Origin of the sequence: Pelosinus fermentans DSM 17108 (assembly GCF_000271485.2) — a bacterium.
In the GTDB taxonomy this organism is placed as follows: Bacteria; Bacillota; Negativicutes; order DSM-13327; family DSM-13327; genus Pelosinus; species Pelosinus fermentans.
Map to the genome: position 1 here is coordinate 3,620,190 of NZ_AKVN02000001.1, position 23,719 is coordinate 3,643,908.

27 protein-coding genes and 1 pseudogene are annotated in these 23,719 nt (G+C 38.4%); 5 read left to right on the forward strand and 23 right to left on the reverse strand.

Going from position 1 to position 23,719, the window contains the following annotated elements:
* Positions 1 to 113 precede the first annotated feature (113 nt).
* The 5 genes from FR7_RS16805 to FR7_RS16825 form a co-directional block, all read right to left on the reverse strand.
* The gene (locus FR7_RS16805) at positions 114 to 977 is read right to left on the reverse strand and encodes a LysR family transcriptional regulator (RefSeq protein ID WP_007933559.1); all 864 of its coding nucleotides are present in this window, start codon (positions 975 to 977) and stop codon (positions 114 to 116) included.
* Positions 978 to 1,155: 178 nt separating this feature from the next.
* Positions 1,156 to 1,350, reverse strand: coding sequence for a hypothetical protein (locus FR7_RS16810; RefSeq protein ID WP_007933560.1), 195 nt, complete (start codon positions 1,348 to 1,350; stop codon positions 1,156 to 1,158).
* Between the two features lie 304 nt (positions 1,351 to 1,654).
* Complete coding sequence (locus tag FR7_RS16815) at positions 1,655 to 1,957, reverse strand: type II toxin-antitoxin system RelE/ParE family toxin (RefSeq protein WP_007933561.1); 303 nt, start codon at positions 1,955 to 1,957, stop codon at positions 1,655 to 1,657.
* Positions 1,951 to 2,130 (reverse strand): hypothetical protein, encoded by a 180-nt coding sequence (locus tag FR7_RS16820; RefSeq protein WP_007933562.1) that lies wholly within the window; start codon positions 2,128 to 2,130, stop codon positions 1,951 to 1,953. Before FR7_RS16820 ends, FR7_RS16815 begins: the two co-directional genes overlap by 7 nt.
* Positions 2,131 to 2,194: 64 nt before the next feature.
* On the reverse strand, positions 2,195 to 2,416 hold the full coding sequence (locus FR7_RS16825; RefSeq protein ID WP_017531566.1) for a hypothetical protein: 222 nt from the start codon (positions 2,414 to 2,416) through the stop codon (positions 2,195 to 2,197).
* A gap of 332 nt (positions 2,417 to 2,748) precedes the next feature.
* On the opposite strand from FR7_RS16825, the gene FR7_RS24645 reads away from it, so the two are divergent.
* The 5 genes and pseudogenes from FR7_RS24645 (at position 2,749) to FR7_RS16840 (ending at position 4,478) form a co-directional block, all read left to right on the forward strand.
* A complete protein-coding gene (locus FR7_RS24645; protein WP_139181579.1) occupies positions 2,749 to 2,949 on the forward strand; it encodes a transposase in 201 nt (66 codons plus the stop codon).
* Positions 2,883 to 3,068 (forward strand): annotated as a pseudogene (locus FR7_RS24650) (IS5/IS1182 family transposase); the annotation flags it as partial. The gene FR7_RS24645 and the pseudogene FR7_RS24650, both read left to right, overlap by 67 nt.
* Positions 3,026 to 3,232: a transposase gene (locus tag FR7_RS23550; protein ID WP_139181564.1), complete on the forward strand. Its 207-nt coding sequence runs from the start codon at positions 3,026 to 3,028 to the stop codon at positions 3,230 to 3,232. The pseudogene FR7_RS24650 and the gene FR7_RS23550, both read left to right, overlap by 43 nt.
* Before the next feature lie 98 nt (positions 3,233 to 3,330).
* Positions 3,331 to 4,065: an MBL fold metallo-hydrolase gene (locus tag FR7_RS16835; RefSeq protein ID WP_007933563.1), complete on the forward strand. Its 735-nt coding sequence runs from the start codon at positions 3,331 to 3,333 to the stop codon at positions 4,063 to 4,065.
* A 224-nt stretch (positions 4,066 to 4,289) separates the two neighbouring features.
* Positions 4,290 to 4,478, forward strand: a complete 189-nt coding sequence (locus FR7_RS16840) for a hypothetical protein (protein WP_007933564.1) — start codon at positions 4,290 to 4,292, stop codon at positions 4,476 to 4,478.
* A gap of 313 nt (positions 4,479 to 4,791) precedes the next feature.
* Here FR7_RS16840 and FR7_RS16845 read toward each other — a convergent pair whose 3' ends face one another.
* The 18 genes from FR7_RS16845 to FR7_RS16930 form a co-directional block, all read right to left on the reverse strand.
* Positions 4,792 to 5,862, reverse strand: coding sequence for a 2-hydroxyacid dehydrogenase (locus FR7_RS16845; protein WP_007933566.1), 1,071 nt, complete (start codon positions 5,860 to 5,862; stop codon positions 4,792 to 4,794).
* Positions 5,859 to 6,554, reverse strand: coding sequence for an L-ribulose-5-phosphate 4-epimerase (locus FR7_RS16850; protein ID WP_007933567.1), 696 nt, complete (start codon positions 6,552 to 6,554; stop codon positions 5,859 to 5,861). Before FR7_RS16850 ends, FR7_RS16845 begins: the two co-directional genes overlap by 4 nt.
* A gap of 69 nt (positions 6,555 to 6,623) precedes the next feature.
* Positions 6,624 to 7,979 carry a sn-glycerol-1-phosphate dehydrogenase gene (locus FR7_RS16855; protein WP_007933569.1) on the reverse strand — a complete coding sequence of 452 codons (1,356 nt, stop codon included), beginning with the start codon at positions 7,977 to 7,979 and terminating at the stop codon, positions 6,624 to 6,626.
* Positions 7,980 to 8,124: 145 nt separating this feature from the next.
* Positions 8,125 to 8,925: an HAD-IIA family hydrolase gene (locus FR7_RS16860; RefSeq protein ID WP_007933572.1), complete on the reverse strand. Its 801-nt coding sequence runs from the start codon at positions 8,923 to 8,925 to the stop codon at positions 8,125 to 8,127.
* A gap of 28 nt (positions 8,926 to 8,953) precedes the next feature.
* Positions 8,954 to 10,375, reverse strand: coding sequence for a PTS galactitol transporter subunit IIC (locus FR7_RS16865; protein ID WP_007933574.1), 1,422 nt, complete (start codon positions 10,373 to 10,375; stop codon positions 8,954 to 8,956).
* Between the two features lie 29 nt (positions 10,376 to 10,404).
* Complete coding sequence (locus FR7_RS16870; RefSeq protein WP_007933592.1) at positions 10,405 to 10,713, reverse strand: PTS sugar transporter subunit IIB; 309 nt, start codon at positions 10,711 to 10,713, stop codon at positions 10,405 to 10,407.
* A gap of 44 nt (positions 10,714 to 10,757) precedes the next feature.
* A complete protein-coding gene (locus FR7_RS16875) occupies positions 10,758 to 11,207 on the reverse strand; it encodes a PTS sugar transporter subunit IIA (RefSeq protein WP_007933593.1) in 450 nt (149 codons plus the stop codon).
* A gap of 36 nt (positions 11,208 to 11,243) precedes the next feature.
* On the reverse strand, positions 11,244 to 14,120 hold the full coding sequence (locus FR7_RS16880; RefSeq protein ID WP_007933594.1) for a sigma 54-interacting transcriptional regulator: 2,877 nt from the start codon (positions 14,118 to 14,120) through the stop codon (positions 11,244 to 11,246).
* 637 nt (positions 14,121 to 14,757) lie between these two features.
* Positions 14,758 to 15,717, reverse strand: coding sequence for a 6-phosphofructokinase (gene pfkA, locus FR7_RS16885; protein ID WP_007933595.1), 960 nt, complete (start codon positions 15,715 to 15,717; stop codon positions 14,758 to 14,760).
* A gap of 166 nt (positions 15,718 to 15,883) precedes the next feature.
* Positions 15,884 to 16,816, reverse strand: coding sequence for a transketolase family protein (locus FR7_RS16890; RefSeq protein ID WP_007933596.1), 933 nt, complete (start codon positions 16,814 to 16,816; stop codon positions 15,884 to 15,886).
* A gap of 28 nt (positions 16,817 to 16,844) precedes the next feature.
* Positions 16,845 to 17,660, reverse strand: a complete 816-nt coding sequence (locus FR7_RS16895) for a transketolase (RefSeq protein WP_007933597.1) — start codon at positions 17,658 to 17,660, stop codon at positions 16,845 to 16,847.
* A 169-nt stretch (positions 17,661 to 17,829) separates the two neighbouring features.
* Positions 17,830 to 18,288, reverse strand: a complete 459-nt coding sequence (gene rpiB, locus FR7_RS16900) for a ribose 5-phosphate isomerase B (RefSeq protein WP_007933598.1) — start codon at positions 18,286 to 18,288, stop codon at positions 17,830 to 17,832.
* Between the two features lie 18 nt (positions 18,289 to 18,306).
* Entirely contained in the window at positions 18,307 to 19,365 is a 1,059-nt protein-coding gene (locus FR7_RS16905) for a galactitol-1-phosphate 5-dehydrogenase (protein ID WP_007933599.1), read from the reverse strand.
* Complete coding sequence (rpe, locus tag FR7_RS16910; RefSeq protein ID WP_007933600.1) at positions 19,362 to 20,030, reverse strand: ribulose-phosphate 3-epimerase; 669 nt, start codon at positions 20,028 to 20,030, stop codon at positions 19,362 to 19,364. The genes FR7_RS16905 and rpe overlap by 4 nt, the downstream gene beginning before the upstream one ends.
* A gap of 48 nt (positions 20,031 to 20,078) precedes the next feature.
* Positions 20,079 to 20,762 (reverse strand): deoxyribose-phosphate aldolase, encoded by a 684-nt coding sequence (deoC, locus tag FR7_RS16915; protein ID WP_007933601.1) that lies wholly within the window; start codon positions 20,760 to 20,762, stop codon positions 20,079 to 20,081.
* A gap of 231 nt (positions 20,763 to 20,993) precedes the next feature.
* On the reverse strand, positions 20,994 to 22,022 hold the full coding sequence (locus FR7_RS16920) for a zinc-binding dehydrogenase (RefSeq protein ID WP_007933602.1): 1,029 nt from the start codon (positions 22,020 to 22,022) through the stop codon (positions 20,994 to 20,996).
* Positions 22,023 to 22,139: 117 nt separating this feature from the next.
* The gene (locus tag FR7_RS16925) at positions 22,140 to 23,396 is read right to left on the reverse strand and encodes a PTS galactitol transporter subunit IIC (protein ID WP_007933603.1); all 1,257 of its coding nucleotides are present in this window, start codon (positions 23,394 to 23,396) and stop codon (positions 22,140 to 22,142) included.
* A 23-nt stretch (positions 23,397 to 23,419) separates the two neighbouring features.
* A complete protein-coding gene (locus tag FR7_RS16930) occupies positions 23,420 to 23,719 on the reverse strand; it encodes a PTS sugar transporter subunit IIB (protein WP_007933604.1) in 300 nt (99 codons plus the stop codon).

The following is a 23,719-nucleotide window of genomic DNA, read 5'->3' on the forward strand; positions in this document are numbered from 1 at the left end:
TAAATCAATAAATTCTAAATTTTAAATATTTTTTTATCATCTTATCATTAATTTTACATATAGAAAAATACGCATTTCTTATCGTCTCCATAAGAAATGCGTATTTCAAAAAATCAGACTATATAATTTTTAACAAAATCATAAAATACTTTTGGAACCGGTCTTTGCAAAATATTATCCTTGCAAATCATCCATGTATGACGGGAAAATGGCTGTCCAGCTGCATCTATCAACGGATGCACATATAAATGATGCTTGTCCGGCAACACCAGATTAGGTAAAATCCCATATCCCAATCCGGCAAAAATCATCTCACGGCAACTTTCTAAATCACTTACCTGGACACTGGTAACTCCCGGCTGTTTAAAATGGCTGTTCCACCATTCTTCCAAAAAGTTATGATAGTAATTGTCCGTTCGGTAATCAATTCGCTTCAATCTCGGAAGATCCTGCAGTTCAAATTTTTCACGATACACAATAGAAATTCCGCTTGACTCTATCCGAACCATATTCTCCGGTTTAAGTTCAAGACTGTTGCGTATAAATCCAAAATGATAAAAATGCGATTTTAAGTAATTTGCAACTTCCCCACTATGTATAGTTGAAATATCGAAAGTAACCATGGGATGCAATTTTTGAAATTCCAAAATCATCTTTGGCAATTGATATTTTACAACCACATAAGGTGCAACAATGCGCAAATTGCCAACCATTGCATAAGTCATAGAATGAATATCCTCTTTAAACATCCTAAAATCATTGAACCGCTCTTGTGCATACTGTGCCACATAATTCCCTATAGAAGTAAACTCAATTCCCTTATTGTTCCTCTCAATCAAAGTAACTCCCAGTTCTTCTTCTATCGCTTTGATTTTCGTTGTCAGTCGCGGCTGTGAAACATATAATTCTTTTGCTGTTTTCGTAATATTTTTATACAGAAACAACTTATAAATAATCTCCCAATCCTGTGTATCCATAAATACCTCCCTAGTATTAATATTAGACAACCCAATATAAACTGTTCACGTATCCTTCAAATTTTTTAGATAATTATTCTCGTGGGAGTCGGAGTGCTACGGTACCCTCCCTGAGACCTATTCTCGATATTAAGAGTGTAGCCCCGGCTTTGCGAGAGTTTACGCATGAGCTGGATGTTTAAAAAATAGCCTTTAATATACAGATGCCTTCCAACTTTTCAGAAATCTCTTGATAGATTTCTTTTATAGCATTATTCAACTTTTGTACATTGTCTTGCTTATTCCATACATCAGCAGACCCATTAATTGTTAGCTGCCAGCTACTTAGCGGCATATCTTCGAGCGGCTTAACGATCTCTTTGTATTCCAACACATATATAACCTCAATATAAGAATTCTCTTGCTGTATATCCTTTATTTAGAATTATAACAAACCCGCATGACATTGTGTAAAAAAGCAAGACGTTTAGCACACACTTACTGCCCCAATCGCCCTGCTTTTTTACAGTACCATACATTTTAAATCATCACCGAAAAAAGAGTTGTTCACCACATCATGGCAAACAACTCTTTTTCAGTTCGAATTCACTTTCCGGATTTAGCTGGTGAAGGCGATCCGCACCAGCTAAATCCCACATCCTATTCCACAATCTGGAATTCTGCTAATTCAGTTCCTCTTAGTTTTGTGGCTCTGGAAGCACATCCGCTGCCGATTCTCTTCGAACATGCACAATTGCCAGTACTTCAACCTGACCCAAGGCAACTCGGTAAATCAGGCGATAAGAGTAAATGATCAACTCCCTAACGCTAGGGTCATCAAGTTCAGGGATGATTCGCCCCATTTCAGGAAAACTTTGCAATGCTTCAGAACGGGTTACAAAATCCATAGCAACCTTTTTAGCATAGCGTTCTGAATCTCTCGCAATAAAATCATGAATCTGCTTCAAATCCCGTTTTGCTGGCTCGGACCATTTTACCATGAGCCAATCTCTGCCTTTAAATCAGCAACGGAAATACTTTCACCACGTTTGATTGCATCTAGTCCTTTTTTCACTCTATCAATGACATATAGTCTATACATGATTTCTTCAAGGTTAGCTGTTTCGGGCAGCTTAGAAATGGCATCAATCGCTTCTTGTTTTAGGGTTTGCATTAAGCTACCTCCTCACATGTAGCAAATTTGATAAATTGATAATACTATCGTTGTAATGATTATATCATATCCAATTTTCTAAGTAAAACAAGTTGATCTCTCCCAATAGGACAAGTATCGTTTTTGAAATAGTTCCATGCTCAACTACATCATCATTGTCCCCAAGCAGACGGTAGTAGATTATCTCACCTTGCACTGCGTATTGCAGCAAATAGTCTGTTCCATCTTTCATTTCAGCATCAATCCATTCATCATCAGGAACGCTGTCCACATCACTGAAATACAATCGTCCACAGTTTCAGAAAATGATTCTAGACAGTACTTTGGGCACTTTCCAATACATCATTATGCATAGGCTTGATCAATCATATTGGAAAGTGTGCTGGAAGGCATGACGGAATATTACTCCAAAAATCTGACGCGGGAAGTGATGAAAGGAATGCAGGAAACGGCACTGCAAACATACAGGTGGCATCCCGCCTCTTGGCTATGATATCGGGTCAGATAGACAATATGTGATTAACCAAACCGAGGCTGAAGCGATAAAATTTATATTTAACCAGTATTCTGCCGGATATGGATATAAACCTATAATCGCTGCCCTAAAGGAAAAAGGCCATAGAATTTACTGATTATGAAGGAAAACTCATTCGCGTGGTTACCAATTTATATCATGTTTCTGTAGAAATGGTAGCCAATATATACAAATCTCGCTGGGGTATGGAATTATTTTTTCATTGGACAATCAGTATCTTCATATCGCTGGGAACAGAAATAGTTTTTCCAAAACAGGTCCGGATGCAACTTTTATGCGAATGAAAGAAGATGCCGTGAAAAGTGGGCAATTAAAACCAGCATACAATCTTCAGTTGGGCATAGATTCTGAATATGCTGTGTGGACAACCGTTGGACCACAGCCAACGGATATGACTACGCTATTCCATTCTTAGATGTTTTGAAGCAAAAACGAGAAGAATCCTTAAAGCGAATACAAACGGAAGACGGGAAACTACTTCGAATGAATCGTAGCATCCAAGCGGAAGGTGCTTTTGGAGAAGTAAAAGAAGATATTAATGCGGCAGCCCCTTCATTTTTAAAATAGCGGGACTAATGCTATAATGATTTTAAAGCAAATGAATACTCTTTAAAATGACTTTTAAAAAGGTTATCGTAATAAAAAATAGTTATGAGGTGAATAAAATGAATCCTTCGAAAGCAAAAATTACTTACTTATTCCATAGTGGCTATGCTGTAGAAACGGCAAATCATTTTATTATTTTCGATTATTATCAGCCTTTTTCCGGTAATAATCGTAGTATCGCGGATGGAGTGATTACCAGCGAATTTCTAAAAAACAAAAAAAACGTAATGGTGTTTTCTTCTCATGCCCATGCCGATCACTTTGATCCAACGATACTAAAATGGGGAAAAGACAACCCCAATATTCATTACATACTCAGCAGCGATATACAGACTACGAGTGATAGCCAGCATCTCCGTATTGTTTCTGCATATGAAGAGCTGACAGTCGACAACATCATCATTGAAACCTTTGGCTCCACAGATCAGGGTATTTCCTTTCTCATTCAGGCAGATGGTATATCTATTTTCCACGCAGGAGATTTGAACTGGTGGCATTGGTCGGGAGAGGCAAAAAAAGAGCGAGACTATGCTGAAAAAATCTTCAAGGAGGAAATGAAACGAATCGAAGGAAAGAAAGTGGATATTGCTTTCTTTCCTGTAGACCGTCGTCTAGAAGAAGCATATTCCATGGGAGCAGAATATTTTGCTGAAAAAGTCAAGCCTGAACTATTGCTGCCCATGCATTTTGGCAACGACTATGGTGCCAGTAAAGAATTTACCAAAAGAGCTAAACTACTAGGAATCACTACAACCCAAATTAGTCATAAAGGGCAAGAAATCATTTTTTCATAAGATAACGAAGACTAAGATTCAGATGGGTTTTAACTCCACCTGAATCTTAGTCGCACTCATCCAGGGACTAAACCGCTCTAAAATTACCATTTATTGTAAACAGGAGTTTTAGAGCGGTTTAGTCATCGGATAAATAGTTCTCTTATTACGTGGCACACTATTCATAATGAAGACTCATTTTTTTCAGGTAACCACGTAATTATCGAGGAGGTATATGATTTATTATGAAAAAAAGTAAGCCTGCCTATGCTCCCAATAAAAGAGGCTTTTTCGAGCAAAAGCCTCGATTTATGAAATCCTACTCTCAAAAAGATTACACATTATTGCCTGATCCAGTAAGAGATCCCATTGTATCAAACAACATTTCCAATGTAGAATTTGATTATACCTATGACCGCGGAGAGCAAATATGAAATCCTACCAATGATATGAAACTAGGTGCGAAGAGTCATTCTTCGCACCTAGTTTCTGTCATTGCGAGCAGGGTGAAGCAATCCCCTGCTTGGAGATTGCTTCACTCTGTTCGCAATGACAAAACTTATACTTTCTATTTTTTATAAGTAATAGAAAGTATAAGTTTTGTAAGGGAAACACATAAGATTCTACGAACCACAAAGGCACAATGCCGCTAACGCAGCACACAAAGGGGAACACAAAAAGATCACTAAAACCCTTTGCGTCCTTTGCGTCTTTGCGGTTCAAAAGGCTTTATTACATCTACTTTCTTCAAGGCATCCAGCCCCTCCAATTGATACGATTATAATTTACTACCATATCGGTTTTTCCATGATCTAAGAACGCAATCATCTCATTGACTAATAACTTGGGAGCTTTAGGTATGGCATCGATGGTATCTCCTGCTATGTGGGAGGTTAACGTTACATTTTCCAGTTTTAAAAGGGGATGATCCTCGGGGAGGGGCTCCTGCCAGAACACATCTAATGCTGCACCTGCAATCTTCTTTTCCTGCAGGACCTTAATAATAGCATCTTCATCTAAAATGCCCGCCCGTGCTGTATTAATCAGGTAAGAGCTCGGTTTCATGAGAGAAAGCAATTTTAGATTTACCAATTTTTCCGTTTCATCCGTTAATCGAATATGTAATGATACAATATCCGCTTCTTGAAACAATTCCGTGAGAGAAACTAAGTCAATCGGAATGCCTTCTTGCTCCAACTGCTCTTTTGTAATGTAAGGGTCATGAGCAATCACCTGAATCCCCAGATTGCTCATTTTCTTTGCAACTAACTTTCCAATAGCACCTAATCCTAATAGACCAATCTTCTTTTCTAAAAGAACAGTACTAAAGGTACTATTCGGAAATGCCTTAAGCCATAATCCTTTCTTGATGGCTTCATGACTCCGTGTTATATTCCTGCATTCATTTAAGATTAGACCAAGGGTAAACTCCGCTACTGGCTCTGCATTTCGAATGACGTGAACCACAGGAATATTTCTCTTTGTTGCCGCTTCTACATCAATATGCTCTACACCGCCCCGGCACGTAGCAATCAGTTTTAATTGCTTTGCATTGTCCAATGTCTCTTCTGACAAAGGGGCAAAGTGACCGAGAAAAATTTCTGCTCTTTCTAATTCTTTCATAATGGGCTCAGATAATGGCCTCGCCCGAGAACCATTTTTCTCTAAATCAAAAATGATTTTTTGAAATTCTTTTTTGGTTGTTACTTCCCAATCAAATTTTACAATCTCTTTATCAATGCCTGGAAATAGTCTTTTCGCTTGCTCTTCCATATAGTCAGCACTGACTAAGGTATCTCCTACTACTACGATTTTCATAATGTGCCTTGCCCATAATAGGCGTTTTTCCCATGCTTTCTTAAAAAATGCTTATCAAGCAGCACCTGATCAATTGCCTCAATTTCTTTATTTAAAGCACAAGTATGAAGAGCCATTTTAGCAAGCTCCTCTAATACTACGCCATGATAAACAGCTTCATGAGCATCTTTCCCCCAGGAAAACGGGCCATGGTTCGCTACTAAAATTCCCGGAACATGAACAGGAACTCTTCCCTTCATAGTCTCTACAATAACGTTTCCAGTTTCATCTTCATAGCTTCCTTCAACTTCTGCTGATTTTAATTTACGAGTACATGGAACCTCACCATAAAAATAATCTGCATGAGTCGTACCAAATGTTGGAATGCCTCTGCCGGCTTGAGACCAAATCGTAGCGTAGGTAGAATGGGTATGAACAATGCCTCCAATACCAGAAAATTCCCGATATAGCACTAAATGAGTGGGAGTATCAGATGAAGGCCGAAGCCCCCCTTCCACTTGGTTCCCTGCCAAATCCACTACTACCATATCCTTGGGTTCTAATTTCTCATACTCAACACCGCTGGGTTTGATAACAACCAATCCGCTTTCCTTGTCAAAGCCGCTTGCATTACCCCAAGTATATAAGACGAGTCCTCTTTTTTGCAGTTCTAAATTAGCTTCCCATACTTGTACTTTAAGTTCCTCCAGCAAATGACACCCTCTCCTTCCACTTTTTGTATAAAGAATCTTTTTTCCCCTGTCGAACTTGCCTTCAGAAGATTATAAATAGTACTTAGCAGTAATCATTTCTGCTACCTCTTCCAGGAGTCCTAAATCATCCAGCATTTGCATCACACCGAACCGCTGACGAATTTCTTTTGCCGTAACTAGGCTTAAACGGAAGGTTTCCCTATCAAGCTTAAGATCTAATGGACCCAGGTGCGATCCTGCATCTTCCATCATTTTACGGTAAGAAGACGGTGATGGCATTTTTAAGAAAACATGTTCTTTCATCTGCTCCCATTTTTCCACAATATGCTTGGCAGCTTCTTCGCGAGCCGCTTCATTAAACTTCACATAAGGTTCCTTCCGTTTGATAATTTGAGGTGCAACATCGCCAAATAATTGCTTTATATGGCTCTCCCATTTCTCCCGTGTAAAGGATCTGAATTTCCCGTCCGCATATACTTTGTGTATATCCAGCTGTAATAAAAATTGGTATACATGAAGGATAATTTCCGTCCCGATCCCTACTTGATTGCCATGTAAGTGGGTTTCCTGCCCACGAATGAGCCCCAACATCTCCCAGGTATGAGATAAAAGATGTTCTTCACCTGAAGCTGGACGGGAACTTCCTGTCATTCCGATACACATACCCGATAAAATTAAACCTTCAATGATACTGCGAATGGACTCTGGTGACCTTGTCATAATAGCAGGAGCACTGGAAACGCACTGCTCAACAGCCTTTTCTACCAACTGGGCTGTAATCTCGCAATAATATTCATCATGAAGAATACTCGCTAATTTCCAATCTGCCAAAGCACTGTATTTTCCTGCAATATCGCCAAGTCCTGCATGAATCATATGGAATGGTGCCTCTTTCATAATGCTAAGATCGGCAATGATGGAATATGGATACACTGCATTATAGGTAACCTTAACACCCTTGATAATCATCGGTGACACCATGGAAGCATAACCATCCATAGAAGGCGCAGTACACACTACAATATAGGGAACTTTTGTTTCAAAACTGACATAGCGGGTAATATCATTCAGTGTTCCTGAACCCACAACAACAATTCCTGTTATATCTGAATTCATGGCTGATCGAAGCTGCTCTACTGACGCTTCATCCGGATGGAGATGAGGATTGGAGAAAATCAGTTTTTCCAGTTGGAAGGTCTTGCTAAGGATGTCTTCAACCTCTCTTCCTCCCGCCTCAAAGGTATTACAATCGGCAACCAGCAGCAATGTCCCTTTTGGAAAAGACTGCAGAGAATCGACAATGTCTGTAAGGATGTGATTACCAATGCGAACATCGTTAATATCAATACTATGGGTTTTTCCGCAGGAACACACAAATTCCAAACCTGCCAACTCTTGCGGATTTTTCTGCAATAATTCATTCATATCACGAACCACCCCGTATTCTTATTTATATAACTTGTTACTTGTATAAAGGCTGCTGCAAGGAGCTCCGTTAGTGCTTCTTGCAGCACTTCTTAATATTTTTTACATTATACTGGGATTCAATTGAACCCCAGTATTTTTACAATTAGCATACTTCTTGTAAGGCATTCTTTACTTCTTTAAGAGAGTCAAAGATCAGGGTTGGCTGTATGTCTGATCCCTGTAAATCCTGCAATTTGGTTTCCCCGGACAATACAAGAATCGTAATCGCATCATTGCCTTGACCGATAGCGATGTCTGTATACAATCGATCTCCTACAAAAGCAATCTCCTCTGCCTTAAGTCCAGTATGATTTAAAATATATTGCAAGGTATGAATGGATGGTTTGCCAAAATACTCTGGTTTTACTCCCGTAGATGCCGTAATCATCGCACAAATTGACCCGCAGTCCGGGATAAAGCCATTTTCAATCGGGCAATTAAAATCCGGATGTACTCCGAGAAAAACTGCACCATTTCTAATAAATTTGCAAGCTTTCGAGACATTCTCATACACTAAGGATGTATCAAAGCCAACCACAACAACATCAGGATCCTCTTCTACTACATTAATATCAGCGTAAATAAAATCACTCTTTAGATATTCATTACCTAGAACAAAGACTTTTTTATCCTGCATTGTATTTTGTATATGATTGATGATAACTTGATTGGAAATCAACATCATGTCATCTTTCGCAGCATACCCCATACTTCTTATCTTCTTCACATAAAATTTTGCATTTTTAGATGAGTTATTGGTAAAAAACTTGAACTGTATGTTTTTTTCTCCTAAGATTTCTAAAAAATCCATTGAACCATCCAGCACTTTTTTTCCTAAGTAAACCGTTCCATCTAAATCAAGAATAAAGCACTTTATCTGTTTTAATACCTGTAAATTATCCACCCTGCATCTCCTTTCTGCTTTTATGTATTTATGCAGATATTTCTGATTTTGCTTCTTCTGCTGTATTTTTCAGGGCATTTTGATCCAAATAATCATATACAGCTTCTTTGTTCTTTCTGAATAAGACGTACAAGATCAGATACACTGCTACTGCAATACCAATCAAAACCGGAGATTGACTGAGGAAAGCTAAAAAGACTAAACCCATCAAAGGTTTTCCTAAGATATTAAAGCTGGTAATCAATAAAGCACCTACTGGTAAATGAACGCCTACGGATGCACAAATATCAGTAAACATAGGTGCTGTATAGGTACACATATACAAACCAGCACTAAACCATATGGTACCAGTAATCAGTACTTTAAAGATATTGCCGTTTACCAGGGGCACAATCCCTTGTACCATGAAAGGCAATGCTAACAAATCAACGACGGGCAATACCTGATTGCCTGGTAAGGCAAGAGCCATGAAGACCATAATGGGAATGAGAATGATACCGGAAATTAACGTCGCAGGTTCACCATAACCAGTAGCATCATTTACGCCAAGATACCATTTACGTGACTTACTGCCGTTCTTAACGGATTTCTTAGCAGCATCGGTTATTGGCAGAAAGGCTTGGGCAAATAAGCCTGCAACACGAGGAAAAATCGCCATGATCGCACTTGTAGCAATCCCCATTGTCGCAACTTGCCCCCATGCAGCCAATGTACCTAAGGCTTTGAAATTCCCCATGATGCCGATAAAGATGCCCAGCAATAAACCAAGGGAAACAGGTTCACCAAAAAAACCCAATTTTTTTTGCAGTTCCTCAGGACTTAATTTAATTTTATTCAAACCAAAAGCGTTTAATATCGGATCAAAGGCTACTGTGAACAGTGCCGCTTCAATATTATGCATAGCAATAATTGTACAATTGGGGTATTTATAATAGGTTGACCAGCGTTTGGCGATGAGCTCTGCGATGAGCAGACTATACATATTCAATAAAATCATACATCCTAATGATAGAATCATATTTTTAGTTACCATATAAATCATCGAACCCCATACCATGTAGGAATAGTTATTCCATAAGTCACCAGGCTGAAATACATCGGTCCATCTGGTTAGAAACAGTACCGTCTGTACTAATAATCCAACTCCTAGAAAAATCATGCCAGCTTCGGTAGAGTAAGCTACCAATGCGGTAGCCTGCCAGCCTACATCAAATACAGGAAGTTGAATCCCCGTATTTTCTACCATGCTTTTGACTACGGGTGTAATAATCGGTGTAAATGCATTCAGCAGAAGTGTAAATCCTTCTAACCCAACTCCAGCATATAAGGCAGAGAAGAAAGCTTTTTTATTATTCACTTTTAATATTTTCGAAATAATAAAAATGATAACTGGAACGAATACAGGCGATCCAAAGGTCTGAAAAACTTCTTTTAAGGTTTCAAAGAACATATTGATTTCCCCCTTCAACTTTATTTATTTCATGATTTACTTTCGATTTCTTTGATGACACGCATAACCTCTTCTAAGAATTCATCCTCGCCAAAGCCAGTAAGAAAACCGACGGCATCAATGGTAGGAACAGGGTAATTGCCCTTTGGCAGCGGACTTGTATGGGTAATAAAATCATAATTACCACCTTCGGATAATTGCAGTGCCTCCGTTGGTTTTGCCTCTGTCGCCGTAATTTTGATCCCTTGCTCCTCCATTGCTTCCTTTAGTTTCTCGGCGATCATCGATGAAGTAACTGTACCAGAACCGCACACTGATAGTACATTAAACTTTCTCATTTCATTGCCCCCTTCTAACTCTTACTTTATTACATTGCCTTGGCTTACTGGGCAAGGCAACTTAATAACTCTGAAATCTCTTCTTTGGAGCTGGCATCCCGAACTTTGATCAGCAGCTCTTTATTCTGAAAAACAGACATTAGATTTTTTAGTAATTGAATTTGTAAGTTGGGATCTTTCACAGCTAATAAAAATACGACTTCTACATTTAATTTTTCTTCTGGGTTTACCATCGAATGAAATACAGATGGTTTTTTCAGCGTTGTTATGGCAATGTTCGATTGATTCACATGACCCGAATCCGTATGAGGTATCGCTACGCAAAAATCACCAATAGGAAGGCCTGTAGGAAGATTTCTTTCCCTTTCCAGTACCGCTTCAATATAACTATCCTTCACATAGCCTTTCGATAGCATCAAGGCTCCTAAGTTTTGAATAATTTCATTTGAAGTTTCTGCTTCCATATGTAATACAACTAAATCCAAATCCAGCATAATGTGTAACCACTCCTTAAATTAAATATCTTCCTCTTATTCTTTCATTTTTCCATAAAGCACTTCTTTAAATTGATTCATATCCCTTATCTCTTTCCAGTTCTCTATAAAATCCAGATTCAAAAAAGGTTTTAAAAGACTCTTTACAATTTTTTTATCATTAATTTTAAACGCAGGTAAGCATACAACATTTACATAACCTCTGCCCCACTGAATAGGCTCTTTTAATTTAGCAACCACAATCGCCGATTTCATAACGATGTGGGAGTCACCATGAGGAACAGCAATTCCCCCTTTCAAAAAGGTAGGTGACATCTCTTCACGCTGCACGACAGATTCCAAAAATTCTTTTTTTACATAGCCTTTATTAATCAGTAATAAGCACATCACTTCGATTAACTCTTTTTGGGAGCACCTATCAGATTCAAAAACAAGTAAATCTTCTTTGGGAAAATCCGCCCATGCATTTGCTTCATTTAAAAATACCTCAAACTCTCGTATACCACTATTGAGCAAGCAGGGTTCATATACGACAAAGTTGATTCCTTCAATCTCCGGATTAATGGTTCCGATGATTGCCAATACTTTATATTTCTCTTGAAGCTCTTTTATTTTTTCTTTTAAATGTTCATCCATAATGCCCATTTGCACCACGGTAACATTGGCATATTTTTTTTCAATCACCTGTCTAATGTGCTGGGCTGTCCCTTCACCAGTAAGACACAAGGCAATTAACGCCATTGGTTTGCTGGTTTCTTCTATGCTCAATAAAGGATAGTTATAGCGTGTCTTCACTAAGCTAGAATAGATTTGTGTCAAATTATTTTCAGGGATGGATGCCTTGCGCACCGCTTCTATTACCGTAAGCAAATCTACCCGGTCAAGAGTCTTAGTCGGTATCGCCAGCTTATCAGTAACCATCTTACCGATATCCACAAGGGAACCCATGTCCACTAAAAACAAGATCCCTCTTCCCTCATCCACAATTCTTGAAATCCCGATAATTTTTTCATAGATTACGGACGGGCTTTCATCTAGTGGCATATCAATAGCAATGGGAAAATTCACATTCAGCAATGCTCTCACTACGTTGATAATTTCCGTAGCAATACGTCCATGTGATACTACGATAACACCTACCCTGTTTTGAGGCAGTTTATTTTGAAGAGCTGCCTTCACATACATGGCAATAAAGCCAATTTCATCTTCTGGTATTTCTACCTTCTTCAATTCCTGCAGCCAGGCAGCAACTTGAATGGCAATTTCATATTCTTTAATAAAATCTTTTTTTATTTTTGCTAAATTTATATTTATAATTTGCTGTTTCAATCGGACTCTTTTGATGGTTTCATTTAGATGAATGGCTAAGTAAATAAAGATATTTTCATTAATGTCATTATGCATATGCTCATTTAGTAATAGCAGCCTTACTTTTTTCACCAAATCAATAATATCTTTGTCTACTATATTTACTAATTCATTTAGGGAATAATATTTGTGATTGCTCGTAGATTTGGGTTCAAGATTGCTAAATTTATTGATAATAAAAGTCCATAATATTTCCTCTACTTCCGAAAAATCGATATGCAGTTTGGTTAATTCATAATACTTCTTCTCAATCTGTCGATAGAAATCTTCTGGCAGCAGGCTTTCGCCATCTTGATTTCGTTTTATTACATTCACGTGATTCTTGACAAAGGGGATAAACAACATATCCTGGATATAATTTCTGATTTCTAAGATATTGATATCTTCTAAAATAAAATCATGCTGGATGCTGTTAGTTTCCAATATATCCTCATACCCGATGCTGATAATATCTTGATCCTTTCCTATATTTTTCATAAAGGCTCTAGCGCAAACCACTTGAATTGTACTTTTTAATTGACCGATGTTACCACTAAATCGCTTCAATGTTAAAATTTCGATTACTTTCGACTGCACAAAAATTTTCACATTAATCCGATTGCATTCCTGTTGGAAAAACTCATATATAATCTCAACTTTTTCTACGAAGACGCGTTCATGCAGAGACGGAATGGTAATGATCATGGGTATACGTCTTCTGAAACTTAACAGTAGGCTTGATTCCAAATTTTCTGTAGTAGCACCAATAAACATGATTTTTACTTTTCTTTCATCTCTAGTTTCACCTAATCTTCTGAATTTCCCCCGGTCTAATATTGAGAAAAGAATTTCTTGACCTTTCGGCGGCAGCCTATGTATTTCATCTAAAAATAAAATACCGTTATTGGCATGCTCCACCAGCCCCTCCGTATCATTATCAGCACCAGTAAAAGCACCTTTTTTGTAACCATATAATAGCGACAATAAAAGCTGGGGATTATCGCTGTAATCAGCACAGTTAAAAACGATAAAAGGTACGTTATCGCCTATGATTAGCTGCTGCTTTGCAAAATGATACATACATTCAGCAAATTGTGTTTTCCCAACGCCGCTTTCCCCGATAATCAGCGTAGACAGCCCAAAGGGAGGATATAAGATTGCCGATTTTGATTGTGTAATACTTTGTTCCAGGCTGCCATCATGACCCACCAACTTTGAAAAAGGATCTTGCAATACGCGGGTCTCCTCTTGTACTTGAAACTCACCGCCATTTACTTCACTAAAAAATTCTTCTACTACATGTCTGGATATATCAAAACCAGACTCCATTAGCCTCTTCGTAAGTTCAGCAATATTCAGCTTTCCATTTTCCGCTATGATTCTTTCCATTGCTTTTTTCAAATGAGGTCGACGCCGTTCTCTTGAATTGCCAATCCCTAACTCTTTGCGCAAAATAGTAATTTGTTCCCTTGTGGTAGATAGCATTTTCCCTAACTTTGCATCTGTAAATGGTTCCTTTCCATTTTCCGTTTTTATAATACTTAGCATCTTTTCCTTTACATCCATCACAAAACCCCTCTTCTGCTTATATAATACGCAAGTCCCGTGCCATACAAAAAATGATTTTTCACATTCTCACAATCCGCATTTTCCCTGTACTCAAATAACTTTTCACCTTTTTCTGAAAATTTCGTACATAATATCATAGTAAAAATCAGTAAATGTATACAAAAAGGCTGTACATTCTTTTTTCATTGCGAACAGAGAGATAAAGAAAAACGATTGAAACGCGAAGACGCAAAGACGCTTACGCGTACACGAAGGACACAAAGGAGGATTTTAAATTTTTCTCTGTGTCCTTTGCGTTTACCGTTTCCCTTAAAAAAGCTTATACTTTCTAGATTATTAAAGAAACTCATTAAAATTCCATATAATGGTTAATCCACTATCCCAAACACATTATATAACGATTCACATGAGTCAAAAAGATTATATGCTAGAAATAAAAAAACACTTCTCCGCGTTCTCTGTGGATCTCTGTGCCCTCTGTGTTTATCGTTCTTTTAAAAGCAACTTATAAAATAACCCGATATGATAGTGCCACATCGAATTAAGCGCAACAATACCAAGGGACTGCCTCGCCACGATTTTTTTAAAATCGCGGCGAAGCAGCCCCTTGGTTCTTATTGTATTTTATGAATTTTTATATTGACAAGATTTGAGATAAATTATACATTTCGTGATCAAATACTTTTGTTTTGCTAAGTGCCTTCATCATATCAATATCAATCAAACGATTGTCTTTTATACCAATTGCACGATTGGATTTTCCTTCAATTAATAAATTTACAGCCTTAGCGCCCATTTTACTTGCTAAAATTCGGTCAAAAGCCGTTGGAACCCCGCCCCGCTGTAAATATCCAAGTACCGTAACCCGCGATTCAATACCCGTAATGGCAAATATCTCTTTTTGCAGCTCTACAGCCGATTCCCTGCCTTCAGCCAAAATAATAATACTGTGAGCTTTCCCCCGTTTTTTCCCCTGTAACATTTTCTCACAGATTTTAGTTGCTTCATATTTTTCTTCTGGAACTAAGATGCTTTCTGCTCCTCCAGCAAGACCTGCATAAAGAGCGATATCCCCGCAGCACCTTCCCATCACTTCAATAATAGTTACTTTCTCATGAGACATGGATGTATCTCTTATTTTACTAATGGAATCAAGTACGGTATTGACTGCCGTATCAAAACCAATTGTATAATCGGTGTATGCTAAATCATTATCAATCGTACCTGGAATTCCTACAACTTTTATACCAGTCTGGCTAATTTTATTGGCTCCCTGAAAAGAGCCATCTCCTCCAATTACAATCAATCCATCAATTTCATTTTTTTCTAATATACCAATAGCTTCGTTGATACCAGCTTCCGTTCTCATTTTCTCGCATCTTGAGGTTTTAAGAACGGTTCCGCCCCTGTGAATAATATCTCCCACAGATGAGATATGCATTTCTTTTATCTCACCATCTAAGAGTCCCGTATAACCTCTTTGGATTCCAACGACCTTAATATCGTTATATATGGCGGTTCTCACAATGGCTCGAATAGCGGCATTCATGCCTGGGGCATCCCCTCCACTGGTTAATACTCCTATTTTCTTCACGAATCAGATCTCCTTTTCCATCTATGCTCCAAATCGATATTGAAGCTTTATGATGTAAGAATTTATGAACCACAAAGGCGCAATGCCGCTGAACCCCTTTGTGCCCTTTGCGTCTTTGTGGTTCAATTCATTTTATTACTTGAAAGGATGCGCAGTGTTTTTCTATTTACTTTTTGCTATTCACTGTCTTTTGTGCTGTATCATAAATATTTTCAACGGTTAATCCATATTTGGTTAATAGCTCTTCTGGTTTTCCTGATTCACCAAAGGTATCATTCATGCCGATTTTCACGACTTGTACCGGATAATGCGTCGATAGTACATCGCAAACTGCGCTGCCCAGACCGCCAATAACAGAATGCTCTTCTACAGTTAGAATTCGCTTTGTTTCTTTTGCCGCTTGAATAATCAGTTCCTCATCAATGGGCTTAATTGTTGAAATATTAATTACCCTAGCAGAAATACCCTCTTGTTTTAAAAGTTCTGCTGCTTTTAAACATTTACTAATCATTAGCCCCATACCAATAATGGTAATATCCTTACCATCCTTTAGGACATTTCCTTTACCAAAGGTAAACGTGTGGCTTTCATCAAAAATCGGCGGCACTCCCAAGCGCCCTAAACGCAGGTAGACTGGACCATCAATATGAGCTGCTGCTCTAACTGCCTGCCTTGTTTCCACATCATCTGCAGGTACTATGATCTTCATGTTGGGTAAGGATCTCATAATGGCAATATCCTCAATGGACTGATGAGAACCCCCATCTTCTCCTACTGTAATTCCTGCATGGGTTGCAGCAATTTTCACATTCAGCTTTGGGTAACAAATGGAATTTCTAATGATTTCAAAAGCTCTGCCTGTAGCAAAAACAGCAAAGGTACTGGCAAAAGGAATTTTTCCTGTAGTGGCGAGTCCTGCTGCCATTCCCATCAAATTCTGCTCGGCAATGCCTGCATTAATAAAGCGTTTTGGAAAGTGCTTTGCAAATCCTGCTGTCTTAGTGGATTTGGATAAATCCGCATCCAAGACTACGATATCTTTATTTTCTTTTCCCAATTCAATTAAAATATTTCCATAGGATTCTCTTGTAGCAATCATATTGTTTCCCCCTAGGTATTATTATCGACTATCGAATATTTCGTTCCAGTTCTTCAATGGCTTTAGCTCGTTCTACCTCTGACGGGGCTACCCCATGCCAGCCTACTTGATTCTCCATGAAGGAAACACCTTTTCCCTTACTGGTTTTCGCAATAATTGCCGTTGGCCTTCCTTTAACTTCTTTTGCCTGTTTAAATGATCTTTCAATCTCTGTAAAGCAATGTCCATCAATCTCTATCACATTCCAGCCAAAGCTTTCCCATTTTTCTTTTAATGGATTAACTTTCATAACCTCATCATTCGTCCCATCAATTTGTAAACCATTATTATCAATGATCGCCACTAGATTATCCAATTTATAATGGGAAGCCGCCATGGCAGCTTCCCAAACGATTCCTTCTTGAAGCTCTCCATCACCTAATAAGGTATAAATCCGATATGATTTCTCATCGATTTTACCTCCTAATGCCACACCTACTGATGCGGAAAAACCTTGCCCCAATGATCCTGTTGACATTTCTACGCCAGGAACTTTCAGCATATCAGGATGCCCCTGCAGAAAACTTCCCAGCTTTCTCAAGTTTGTCAATTCACTAGTATTAAAAAAGCCTTTCATGGCAAGAGTTCCATATAGTACTGGAGCTGCATGCCCTTTACTCAATATAAACCGATCTCGATCCGGATTGTCTTTGTCTTCACTATCGATCTTCATTTCTTTAAAATACAGGTAGATCAAAAGATCGGCTGCTGATAAGGCTCCTCCCGGATGCCCAGACCCCGCTGCGGCTAACATATTGATAATATGGATTCGTAATTGATTTGCATATATTTTCATTGGCTCCATAAGAAAACCTCCCTATATAATTAATAGTCTCTTGGAAAACAACTATCTATAGCCACAAACAGGCAAAGGATGAGCATAACTATAAGCGTAGGTTAAGTACAACGGCGAAGCGTTAGCTATGCTCATCCTTTGCCGTCCTAAATGAGATTTTCCAAAAGACTACATTTACTTACTGCTGGTTTCCAAGTTCATAATCAAGAATAAACTGTATCCGCTGTGCATGCTTACCTGCATCAAAGGATGCTGCAAGCCATTCCTTCGTAATCTCCAGTGCCAAGCCACTGCCGATTACTCTTTCTCCCATACATAATATATTAGAATCATTATGTGCTCTTGTGGCTTTAGCAGAAAAAGTATCGTGCACCACAGCAGCCCGGATCCCTTTTACCTTATTAGCCATAATTGACATTCCTATGCCAGTACCACAAATTAGAATCCCTTTCCAATCATCATTACCGGCAACTTTCTCAGCTACGCGCTTTGCAATCGGTCCATAATTAACACTGTCTGCAGAATAAGCACCTACATCTTCCACTTCTATTTTCAATTCTTTTAACAGACTAATAACCTTTTCTTTGAGTCTAAAACCCGCATGATCACTGCCAATTATGATTTTTGTATTTTCCATTTCATTCTCGTCCCTTCCTTAACACTCTTTCCCCTCGGGAAAAACGATGACTTTACCAAAAAAACTATCACGTTTATATATTTTTTCAAAAGTTTCAGGGATTTGATCAAGAGAAATCCGATGTGTTACCATAGGCTTAACCTTTATCTTACCTTCTTTCATGAAATGCAGTGTAGTTGGCCATTCTTTCCCGGGAAATGGACCAGAAACTGCATTCCAGGAACCTAATACTGTTAGTTCATTTCGCACTATTTTTTCAAAATGTTCCCGGGAAATCGCCACATCCCCATAAGGAATTCCCATGAATACAACAGTACCACCCTTTTTAGGCAGCGATAAAACCTGTGCACTCGTAAATGGGTTTCCTGCAGATTCTACAGCAATATCAACACCACTGCCTCCTGTCATCTCTTTGACAACCTGTATTGGATCAATGTCTTTGGCATTAATGCACAAATCGGCACCTAGCTCTTTAGCAATCTCTAACTTTTCATCAAAGACATCAATGGCAATTACTTTTGTGGCACCAAATATTTTGGCACATTGCACGGCAAATAACCCAATAGGACCTACACCCAAAACAGCTACCGTATCACCGGCTTGAATCTTCGTACGATAAAAACCATGCATTACCACACAAGCTGGTTCCATACCGCAAGCTGTCTCAAAGTCTAGACCTTCAGGCATTTTTAGTACACTTCTGGAATGCAGCCTTACATATTCGGCAAATCCCCCATCTTCTTTTGCTCCGATTACCTGTAGGGATTCACATTTTGAATATTTGCCCAACTGGCAATACTCGCAGTGAAAACATGGTGTTGTTGGGCAGACAACCACGCCATCGCCTACTTTTACATTGGTTACCTGTTCACCAATTTCCACAATCTCCCCGGAAAGTTCATGCCCAAATATGGCTCCCACTGTATGTGGTCCTAATTTCCCATATCTTGATATATCGGAGCCGCAAAATCCTACAGCCTTTACTTTAACAATTATATCTTCTGGAGTCTTAATTTCTGGAATAGGACACTCTTCTACTCTTATATCTCGAATTCCATATATCTTTGCACCTTTCACAGTGTCACCTCATTTACTATTTTTAGAAAGTCTTCTATATTTTGCTTCGTTTTGTTTTTTTGAAAGGCAGCTGAGCCAATGACAATATTCGTTGCTCCTGCGTGTATTACGTCACGAATCGTAGACAAGTTAATTCCACCATCTACTTGAATTTCAAAAGAATAACCACCCGCTCGTTTCATATCAGCAAGTTCTTTTATTTTCTGATTCATTGCTGTAATATTCTTTTGGCCGCCATAACCTGGATTTACGGTCATAATAAGTACTAAATCCAGCATCTCATATACATGAGAAAGAACTCCAATAGGGGTAGCAGGATTTAATGCCACGCCAGCCTTCATGCCAAAGCTTTTGATCACTTGTATGGATCTGTGCAAATGAGTACAAGCTTCGGCATGAACAGTAATACAATCAGCCCCTGCATCCACAAAGGAAGAGATAAAACGGTCTGGATTTTGAACCATCATATGAACGTCAAAATGCATGCTGCTTATGGGTCGGAGCATACTCACCTGATCTGGACCAAAAGCTATATTAGGAACAAAAGTTCCATCCATCACGTCAATATGCAGTGAATCGATACCACACGATTCCACAGTTTTTAACTCTTGTTCCAAATTCCCCATGTCTGCTGCTAATAAAGATGGAGAAATGATAATATCCATAAGACCTCCAATCTCAGCTATCATTACTGCTTGTTATAATTTTTTTGATTAATATCCGTTATTATTAGAATCAGAGCCGGTCTTGCCTGTTATGATCGCTATTGCATTGCTTGTTCCAATCCGATTTGCACCAGCTTTTACAATCTTAATCGCATCATCGTAAGTTCTGATTCCTCCAGCTGCTTTTACGCCAAAGTCTTTACCAACTACGGATCGTAATAGTTCAACATCCTCTACCGTTGCTCCACCGCCATTAAACCCAGTAGCGGTTTTAACAAAGTCAGCACCGGCCTCCCTGATTAAGCTGCAGGCAATTTTTTTCTCTTCCTGAGTCAAAAGTGCCGTTTCTATAATAACCTTGGTAACTAAACCTTGAGAGGCTTTGACAACTTCCGTTATATCATATTTCACAACATTATATTCCTTGGACTTTAAAGCTCCTAAATTAATCAGCATATCGATTTCTCGTGCACCATTATCTATGGCATCTACGGTTTCTGCCACTTTCACTTTCGTAGTAGCACCTCCCAGAGAAAAGCCAATGGGCACACCTACTTTAATATTATGATCTTTCAGCAACTGATTGGCGAAGGAAACATAATACGGATTAACAAATACCGTTTTAAAACCATGTGTGATCGTCTCTTGACAAAATATCTGAATATGCTCTTTAGTCGCAATAGGATTCAATAAGGTATAGTCAATCATCTCGATTAAAGCTTCTTGATTCATTACAAACACCTACTTATCATATTTTCGTAAATTAAAAACTTTTTGCACATTTCTTTCTATATAAGATCCAACCCGCACTATGCACACTGAAGGATCATTTCTTTCAAAGTTATATGGTTTGAAATCAAAAAATTGCTATTGAGCTCAGTAACAGATCTTTTCTTTATTCTGAACAGTTAGGCCTAACTGAATCAGCTTATTTAGTCAAACTATGATACTTGGATACTTCATTTATTCAACCGTTAATACAACTTTAATGGCATCCCCTTTTTTGATGGTCTCATATGCTTTGTCCCATTCTGTAATATTGAATTGATGTGAAACTAATGCTTTGGCATTCACCAGGTTTTGATTCATAAGCTGCAAGGATGGTTCCCAATCACTTGGTTTTTGGCTTCGGCAGCCTGTTATTTTAATTTCTTTTTGAATAATTTTTTCAAAATCAGTAAGAATTTCTGCTGTTGGGAAAATCCCAACCTGCACATATTCGCCTTGTTTCGTAAGAATATCCAAACCTAAATTTACGGATGGCGGGGCCCCTGTGCATTCGAATACAATATCGGCACCATATCCATCGCTAAGCTCGTCTACTATCTGCTTAACATCTTGATTCTGAATGTCAACGGATACATCAATTCCCAATTCTTTTGCTTTATCTAAGCGGCTTTTGTCTTTTGCTAACCCTGTAATAATGACTTTCGTATCAAAAGTCTTGGCAATTTGTGCCACAAGCAAACCGATTGGACCAGGTCCTAATACTACTACGACATCATTCTTTTTGATGCTGCTCTTTGCCACCGCATGGTGTGCACAAGCTAATGCTTCGGTAATAGAAGCAGATAAATAATCAACATTTTCAGGCAGTTTATGAATACTGTTTTTATTTGCTATGATGTATTTAGTAAAAGCACCATCCTGCTGTGTTCCCAAACCTTTACGATCTTTACATAAATTATAATTTTTTGATTTACAATATTTACATTCACCACATATATAAAATGTAGTTTCTGAAGTTACGCGCTCACCCACATGGATATCGGTTACATTTTCTCCTACTTCTACTACTTCTCCGGCAAATTCATGACCTAATGTTACAGGAACCTTAACTTTATATTTACCTTCATAGGTGTGCAAATCAGAGCCGCATATCCCTGCATATTTGACTAAGATTTTCACTTGATCCTTACCAGCTTTTGGTTCTTCTTTGTCAACAATAACTAAATTCCCATGACCCAATTCTGTTTTAACTAATGCTCGCATTCTTATTCCTCCTCATTTCAAAAATTTATGCTAGATGACATCTTGAGCTAACATTTCTTATCACGAATCATAATTATGTTAGCTCAAGACAAGAATCACATTTAAACCGTGTCTATATTAATTAAATAGTGTGAAAATTTTGTATATCACATAGTGAATTACGTTACCACCTTGGTCAATACTAGAAATCGTCGTTGCACCCGCTGGCATTTTAAAATGAGCATCTACTGCCATTTGCGTATGGAATGCTGCAACATCAGTCGCCATGTATAATGACATTCCAATTACAACAGCTCCAACAAGAACCGAATGAACGATATTGCCTCTAGCTGCTCCTACGATAAAGCAGACGATAAAGGGAATGGTTGCCAAATCACCAAAAGGTAATACATTATTTCCTGGTAAGACAACTGCTAAGAGGATTGTAATCGGAACTAAAATTAGGGCTGTAGCGATTACGGATGGATGCCCAATTGCAACAGCAGCATCGAGTCCGATATAAATATCTCTATCGCCAAATCTTTTGCTTAAGAATTCTCTGGCAGATTCAGCAAGCGGGATAAGACCTTCCATTAAGATCTTAACCATTCGAGGCATCAACACCATAACGCCACCCATTGCTATACCAACTTTTATGGTCTGACCTGCTGGATATCCAGCTAGTGCACCTAGTACAACTCCTAAAAATACTCCCATGAAAAGTGGTTCACCAAATACCCCAAATCTTTTTTGAATGGTTTCAGGATCTGCATGTAAATCTTTAATAATTGGGATTTTCTGTACCAATTTTACAAGAGGAATACCAATTGCATAGGATACAGTACTACCAGTTGGAACAGAAATACCAGGTAGATCAAAATACTTTTCCAGCATTGGCGCTGTCCAGTCAGCAATTTTTAAGACAATAATTTCAAAAATAACTGCTGCTAGCAACCCTTGTACAAGGCTTCCAGTTGCTGAATATACAAAGGCTCCCATAAAAGTGAAATGCCAATAATTCCAAAGATCAATATCCATTGTTTTTGTAGTTTTGGTAACTAACATAATGACATTAACCAATAAACCTAATGGAAGAACAAATGCTGCAATGGGAGACGCCCATGCTATACTTGCAGCTCCTGGCCAGCCAATATCAATGATATTTAGCTGCACCCCAAACCTTGCTACCATACCTTGTGCTGCTGGTGCAAGATTCGAAACCAGTAAATCGACCACTAAAAAGATACCTGTAAAACCTACGCCAATCGTCAAACCAGAACGAAAGGCTTTACTTGCCGGCTGACCAAATGCTACTCCCAGCAAAAACACTGCAACTGGCAGAATGACCGTTGGTCCTAGCCCTAGAAAGGCCTGAAAAATTTGAACTACATCCATAATAATACCTCCTCAGCTTTTTATTATTTCTTAAGTTCTTCTAAGATCTGCTCTTTCAATTTATCTAATCCTATTCCAGTTAAGAAAGCTCTTGCATTAATGATTGGGAAGGGATATTCTTTGGAAACAATCGTAGTGGTAACAAGCAAACTTGCCCGTGATTCATATGCAGGAACTTCTGTCACTTTACATTGAACAATTTCAACTTGAATATTATTTTCTTTAGCCATCTTCTCAATGGCATCCGATACAACAGTAGATGTTGCAATTCCGGTCCCACAAGCTACTAATACAGTTTTTTTCCCTTTTTTTACTTCACTCAC